Source organism: Streptomyces sp. NPDC059524 (assembly GCF_042749255.1).
GTDB classification, from domain to species: Bacteria; Actinomycetota; Actinomycetes; order Streptomycetales; family Streptomycetaceae; genus Streptomyces; species Streptomyces xanthii.
This window is the reverse complement of record NZ_JBHYTK010000256.1, coordinates 1-7,084: the sequence shown is the minus strand read 5'-3', so window position 1 is coordinate 7,084 and position 7,084 is coordinate 1. Positions and strand designations below refer to the sequence as shown.

At 73.3% G+C, this 7,084-nt stretch carries 3 protein-coding genes; 2 read left to right on the top strand and 1 reads right to left on the bottom strand.

Annotated elements, in window-relative coordinates; genetic code table 11:
- Positions 1-47: 47 nt before the first annotated feature.
- Positions 48-1,019: a UDP-glucose 4-epimerase GalE gene (gene galE, locus ACFW9D_RS37315; RefSeq protein ID WP_384629830.1), complete on the bottom strand. Its 972-nt coding sequence runs from the start codon at positions 1,017-1,019 to the stop codon at positions 48-50.
- A 110-nt stretch (positions 1,020-1,129) separates the two neighbouring features.
- On the opposite strand from galE, the gene ACFW9D_RS37310 reads away from it, so the two are divergent.
- Positions 1,130-3,373, top strand: coding sequence for a CDP-glycerol glycerophosphotransferase family protein (locus ACFW9D_RS37310; RefSeq protein WP_384629828.1), 2,244 nt, complete (start codon positions 1,130-1,132; stop codon positions 3,371-3,373).
- Positions 3,374-3,404: 31 nt separating this feature from the next.
- Positions 3,405-7,037, top strand: coding sequence for a CDP-glycerol glycerophosphotransferase family protein (locus ACFW9D_RS37305; RefSeq protein ID WP_384629826.1), 3,633 nt, complete (start codon positions 3,405-3,407; stop codon positions 7,035-7,037).
- Positions 7,038-7,084 lie beyond the last annotated feature (47 nt).

Here is a 7,084-nt window from a genome sequence, read left to right as displayed (position 1 = left end):
GGTCCGAGCAGACGCTCGGGCCGGCCCGCCCCCTTTTCGTCGTCCCGTCAGGCGTGCGCGCGCCGTCGGCCGCGCCAGGCGGAGTCGATCATCTCGTCGATGCCGTGCCGGGCGCTCCAGCCGAGCTCGGCGCGGATGCGGTCGGCGGCGGCCACGACCCGGGCGGGATCGCCGGGGCGGCGCGCGGTGACCTCGGCGGAGACGGACTCCCGGCCGGTGACCTTGAGGATGCGGTCCACCATCTCGCGCACGGAAGCGCCCTCGCCGCGGCCGATGTTCAGGGTGAGCGCGGTGCCCTCGGCGGCGTCCGCCAGGCGGCGGGCGGCGGCCAGGTGCGCGGAGGCGATGTCCTCGACGTGAATGTAGTCGCGCACGCAGGTGCCGTCGGGGGTGGCGTAGTCGTCGCCGAAGATCAGCGGCGGGGCGCCGGCCTCCAGCTTCTCGAAGACCATCGGGATCAGGTTGAACACGCCGGTGTCGGCGAGCTCCGGGGCGGCGGCGCCCGCGACGTTGAAGTAGCGCAGCGACGCGGCCCGCAGTCCGTGGGCGCGGGCGGCCGCGGCGATCAGCCACTCCCCCGCGAGCTTGGTCTCGCCGTACGGGCTGATCGGCCGGCAGGCGGTGTCCTCGGTGACGAGGTCGACGTCGGGCATCCCGTAGACCGCGGCCGACGAGGAGAAGACGAGGCGGTCGACGCCGGCCCCGGCCATCGACTCCAGCAGGACCTGGAGCCCGGTGACGTTCTCCCGGTAGTAGTGCAGCGGCCGCTCGACCGACTCGGCGACCCGCTTCTTGCCCGCGATGTGCACGACCCCGCCGACGGCGTGCTCGCGCAGGGTGGCGGCGAGGAGCGGACCGTCCAGGACGCTGCCGACCACCAGGGGCACGTCGCCGGGGACGCGGTCGCGCAGGCCCGTCGACAGGTCGTCGTAGACGACGACGTCCTGTCCGCCGGCGCGCAGCGCGCGGACGACATGCGCGCCGATGTATCCGGCCCCGCCCGTGACGAGCCAGTCCATGCGTCTCCCTTCCGTGGTGACCGATGTGTGCGACTGTGTCATATCGCCAGTGCGTCACGACCGTCACCGTCGCGCGTGGCAGCGCGCGTTGAGCGGCTTAGGGTTGTCGAATGACCAGATTCACGCTAGTTGTTCCGGTCTATCGTGTTCAGTCCTATCTTTCCGAATGCCTCGACTCGGTCCTCGGGCAGGACTTCACGGACTTCGAGGTGATCGCCGTCGACGACTGCTCGCCGGACGGCTCGGGCGAGCTCCTCGACGCGTACGTGGCGCGGGACGAGCGGGTGCGCGCCGTCCACCTGCCGGAGAACGTGGGCCTGGGCCTCGCCCGCAACGCCGGTCTGGAGCGGGCGCGCGGCGACTACGTCCTCTTCCTCGACAGCGACGACACGCTCACCCCGGGGTCGCTGCGCGCCGTCGCCGACCGGCTCGCCGAGACCGCCGACCCCGACGTGCTGATCTACGACTACGCGCGCACGTACTGGGACGGCCGCCGCCGGCGCAACCAGCTCGCGCACCTGCTGCGCCTGCCCGACCCGCGCACCGTGCTGGGCCTCGCCGACCGGCCCGAGCTGCTGGACCTCCTGCAGATCGTGTGGAACAAGGCCTACCGCCGGGACTTCGTGGAGCGCGCCGGACTCCGCTTCCCGCCCGGCTTCTACGAGGACGCGCCGTGGACGTTCGGCGCGCTGATATCCGCGCGGGGGATCGCCCTGCTGGACCGCGTCTGCGTCGAGTACCGCCAGCACCGCACGGGCGGCAACATCCTGGGCACCGTCAGCCGCCGCCACTTCGACGTGTTCGACCAGTACGAGCGCCTCTTCGCGTTCCTCGACGCGCGGCCCGGCCTCGCCGTCTGGCGGCCCGCGCTGTTCCGCAAGATGGCCGACCACTATCTGACGATCCTGGAGCGGCCGGGCCGGCTGCCGCCGGACGCCCGCGCCGAGTTCTTCCACCGCGCCGCCGCCGACTACGCGGCCCGCCGCCCCGCCGGCTTCACCCCGCCCCCGGGGTCCGCCCGCTACAAGTACGCGCTCCTGGCCCGCGGTTCCTACGCCGCCCTCGCCGGGGCGGGCCTCGCGGTCAAGGCCCGCGCCTCGGTCCGGCGGCGGGCCCGCGGCGCCGCCCGGCACTCCGGGCGGGGCGCCATGAGCGCGTACTACCGGGCCCGGCTGCACGCCCCGCTCGACGAGAACCTGGCGGTCTTCTCCGCGTACTGGGGCCGTGGCGTCGCCTGCAACCCGGCCGCGATCGACGCCGAACTCGCCCGGCTCGCCCCGCACGTGCGCCGCGTGTGGGCGGTGCGCGCGGAGCACGCCGGGCGGGTGCCGCGGGGCGTGGAGCACGTCGAGGTCGGCTCCCGCGCGTACTGGTCGGCGCTGGCCCGCGCCACGTACCTCGTCAACAACGTGAACTTCGCGGACGCGGTCGTGAAGCGCCCCGGCCAGATCCACCTCCAGACCCACCACGGCACCCCGCTCAAGACGATGGGCCTGGACCAGCGCAAGTACCCCGCGTCGACCCGTATGGACTTCGACCGGCTCCTGGCCCGCTGCGACCGCTGGGACTACAGCCTCAGCTCCAACCGCTACTCCACGGCCGTCTGGGAGCGCGTCTACCCCGCCTCCTACACGTCCCTGGAGACCGGCTACCCGCGCAACGACGTGCTGGTGAACGCGACGGCCGCCGACGTCCGCCGGGCGCGCCGGGAGCTGGGCCTGCGCGACGACGCGACCGTCCTGCTCCACCTGCCGACGCACCGCGAGTACCAGAGCGAGTTCGTGCCGCGTCTCGACCTCGCCCGCGTCGCCGCCGAACTCGGGCCCGACGTCACGCTCCTGGTCCGCGGCCACTACTTCTACGCCGGGTCCGAACGGCTCGACGGGGCGCGGGCGAGCGGCCGCGTCCTGGACGTCTCCGCGCACCCGCGCGTCGAGGAGCTGTACCTCGCCGCGGACGCCCTGATCACGGACTACTCGTCGGCGATGTTCGACTACGCCCTCCTGGACCGGCCCATCGTGATCCTGGCCGACGACTGGGACGTGTACTCGGCGGTGCGCGGCACGTACTTCGACCTGACCGCCGAGCCGCCGGGCGCCGTCGTCCGGAGCGAGGACGCGCTGGTGGAGCTGCTGCGCTCCGACGGCTGGCACGACGGTGCCGCGACCGCGCTGCGGGCCGCGTTCCGGCGCCGGTTCTGCGCGTTCGACGACGGGCGGGCCGCCGAGCGCGTCGTGCGCCGGGTGTTCCTCGGCGAGCGCGAACTGCTCCCGTTCGTCCCGTACGAGGAGCGGCGGCGCGCGCCGTCCCCGGCCGAGGTGGCGGCTCTTGCCGAGCGGACCGGCACCGCCTGACCTGCCCGACCGACGGAAAGGAGTGGTCCCCGTGGCTCCCCGCCTCAGCATCGTCGTGCCGATCTACGACGTCGAGCGGTACCTGCCCGCGTGCCTGGACTCCCTCGCGGCGCAGACCTTCGAGGACATCGAGGTCGTCATGGTCGACGACGGGTCCCCGGACGGCTCGGCGGACATCGCGGCGGCCTACGCGGCCCGCGACCCCCGCTTCGTCCTGGTCAGGAGGGAGAACGGCGGACTCGGCGCGGCCCGCAACACGGGGCTGCGGCACCTGTCCGGCTCCGCCGAGTTCGTGGCGTTCGTCGACAGCGACGACATGGTCCCGCCCGACGCGTACCGGCTGATGATCGCGAGCCTGGACGCCAGCGGCTCGGACTTCGTGACGGGCAACGTACAGCACGTGAACAGCACCAAGGTGTGGCAGTCGCCGATGCACCGCATCCTGTCCGGCGGCGCGGTGCGCGGCACCCATGTGACCCGGGACCGGCGGCTCCTGAACGACCGCATCGCGTGCAACAAGGTGTTCCGGCGCGCCTTCTGGGAGCGGCACGCGCTCGCCTTCCCCGAGGGCGTGCTCTACGAGGACGTGCCGGTGATCCTGCCCGCCCAGTTCCTCGCCGGGGCCGTCGACGTGATCAGCGAGCCGACCTACTACTGGCGGCTGCGCGAGGGCGAGGCGGCGCCGTCCATCACCCAGCGGCGCACCGAACCGAAGTCGGTCCGCGACCGCACCGCCGCCGTCGAGTCCGTGAGCCGCTTCTTCGGCTCCCACCCGGACCCGCGCGCCGCCGAACTGAAGAACGCGTACGACCACACCGTGCTCACCGGCGACCTGCGCATCTTCATGAACGTCCTGGCCGACGCGGACGGCGCGTTCCACGCCGAGTTCCTGCGTGTCGTCAACGGCTACCTGGACCAGGTCGACCCCGCCGTCGTCATGGCGCTGCCCGCACCGGCCCGGATCAAGTGGCTCCTGGTCCGCCGGCACGCGCTCGCCGAGCTCCTCGACCAGCTGCGGTCCGAGCGGCGCGGCGACGGCATCGAGATCAGGGGCCTGCTGCGCAAGTACGCCGAGTTCCCGGCGCTCCGGTCGCTCACGCCCCCGCTGCCGAGGCGGGCCCGGCGGATCGATCCCGAACTCACGCCGCACGCCCCGCTCCAGGACCTCTCGTTCCGCGCGGGCCGGCTCCGTCTGGAGGGGCACGCCTGGATCAGCCGCATGGAACAGCCCACGCGGCACAGCGCCCTCAAGGTCCTCGTGCTGCGCAAGCGGGGCAGCCGCCGCACGATCGTGACCCCGCTGCGCAACACGTACCGGCCCGAGGCGACGTCGCTGTCCCGGCAGAAGCACTACTGCTACGACTGGGCCGGCTGGGAGGCCGACCTGGACCTGAACCGGCTGCGCGGCCGGCACGGCTGGCAGGAGGGCACCTGGCGGGCCGGCATCGGCATCGTCTCGGGCGGCCTGGTGCGCAAGCGGGCCGTCCAGGCCAAGGGCCCCACCCGGGCGGGCCACCCGCCCTACCAGTGGCTCGACAGCTCGTACCGGCTGGTGCCGTCCGTCGTGAAGGGCGGCCTGAACCTGCGCGTGGAGCGGGTCAGGGCGCTGGTCACCGGCTTCGCGGCGGACGGCGACCGGGTGCGGATATCCGGCGCGATACGGGTTCCGCTGCGGCCCGGCGAACAGGGCGCGCTGTCCGTCCTCAACCGCCGCACCGGCGAACGCCACCGCTACCCGCTGGACCTGTCCCCCGCCGTGGACGGCGTCACCCCGTTCACTGTGCACGTGCCGCTCCGGGACGTGGCCCTGCTGCCCGGCCGGCAGGACCCGGCGGAGGACGCCCCCGGGAGCGTCCCGGAGGACGCCACCGCGCGCGGCGCCGACACCGTGCAGGGCGCGCGCCGCGACTGGAGCACGGAGCTGGAGTTCACCGCCCCGAACGGCCCGGACCGGCGGTTCGCCACCGTCGTCCGGGACGGCGTCGAGGACCTCCAGATCCCGCTGCCCGCCTCGCTCGGCGCCCGGGCCCCACGCCACGAACTGGCCCTGCTGGCAGGCGCCAACGGCTATCTCAAGTTCTCCGGCCGGCCCTTGCAGGCGCGGCTCACCGACGTCCGCTGGAGCGACGGGCGGTACCTCCTTCAGGGGGCGACGCCGGCCGGGCTCGACGGCGCGGTGCTGGTGGTGAGGGCGCGGGACCGCTTCGACGAGAAGACGGTGCCGCTCGACGCGTTCCCGGACGGGACCTTCTGCGCCGAGTTCACCCCGGCGACGATGTCCGGGCCGGACGGCAGGCTCCCGCTCAGGAGCGGCCGTTGGAACTTCTTCCTGCGCCGCCCGGATCCCGAAGCGCGCGGCGGCGTCACGGACATCCCGTTCACCATCGACCGGCTCGCCGTCCCCCGCTTCCCCGTCCACGGCACGCACGCCGGCCGCCGGTACGCCTTCGAGGCCCGCTGGCACGACTTCCCGCAGCTCGACTGCCCCTCCGACCTCACCGTGCTGGAACGGGGCCCGTACCGCCAGGAACGGCTGCGGCGGGACGTCTACGGGGCCGGCCGGAGCGAGCCGCTGCGCGACGCCGTCCTCTACATCAGCTACAACGGCAAGCAGTACTCGGACAGCCCGCGCGCCCTCCACGAGGAACTCCTGCGCCGGGGCACGGACGTCGAGCACCTGTGGCTGGTCCGCGACGGGCAGGTCGAACTGCCGCCCACCGCACGGAAGATCAGGTTCTGGGGCACCGAGTGGTACGAGGCCCTGGCCCGCTCCCGCTACATCGTCACCAACGCGCACCTGCCGCACTGGCTGGAGCGGCGCCCCGGCCAGGTCGTGCTGCAGACCTGGCACGGCACGATGCTGAAGAAGATCGGCCTGGACATCGAGGCCCCGAAGTTCGACCCCGAGTACCACGAGCGGCTGCGCCAGGAGTCCCGCAACTGGAGCCTGCTCGTCTCGGCCAACCGCTTCAGCACCCCGATCCTGGAGCGGGCCATGGGCTACACCGGCGAGATCCTGGAGACCGGCTACCCGCGCAACGACTACCTGTACGCGCCCGACCGGGAGCAGCGCGCGGCGGAGATCAGGAAGCGGCTCGGGGTGCCGCCCGACAAGAAGGCCGTCCTGTACGCGCCGACGTGGCGGGACGATCTGGCGCACCGGCGCGGCCAGTTCAAGTTCTCGCTGCGGATCGACGTCGACGACGCGAGGCGGCGGCTCGGCGCGGACCACGTGCTGCTGGTCCGGCGTCACTCGAACGTGGTGGACCAGGTGCCGGGCGCGGGCGACGGCTTCGTCGTCGACGTGTCGGAGTACCCCGACATCGCGGACCTCTACCTGGCGGCGGACCTGCTGATCACCGACTACTCGTCCGTGATGTTCGACTACGCGCACCTGGGCCGCCCGATGCTGTTCTTCACGTACGACCTGGAGCACTACCGGGACACGCTGCGCGGCTTCTACTTCGACTTCGAGGCGGACGCGCCGGGGCCGCTGATCCGCACCTCGCGGGAGCTGGTGTCGGCGGTGCGGGACATCGACGCGGTGGCGGCCGCGCACCGGGAGCGCTCGCAGCGGTTCCGGCGGCTGTTCTGCGACCTGGACGACGGGCACGCGGCGGCGCGCGTCGTCGACCGGATGCTGGCGCAGGCCCACGAGGTGTGAGCAGCTGCCGACCGTGCGAAGGGGCGGGCCCGGAGGATCTCTCCTCC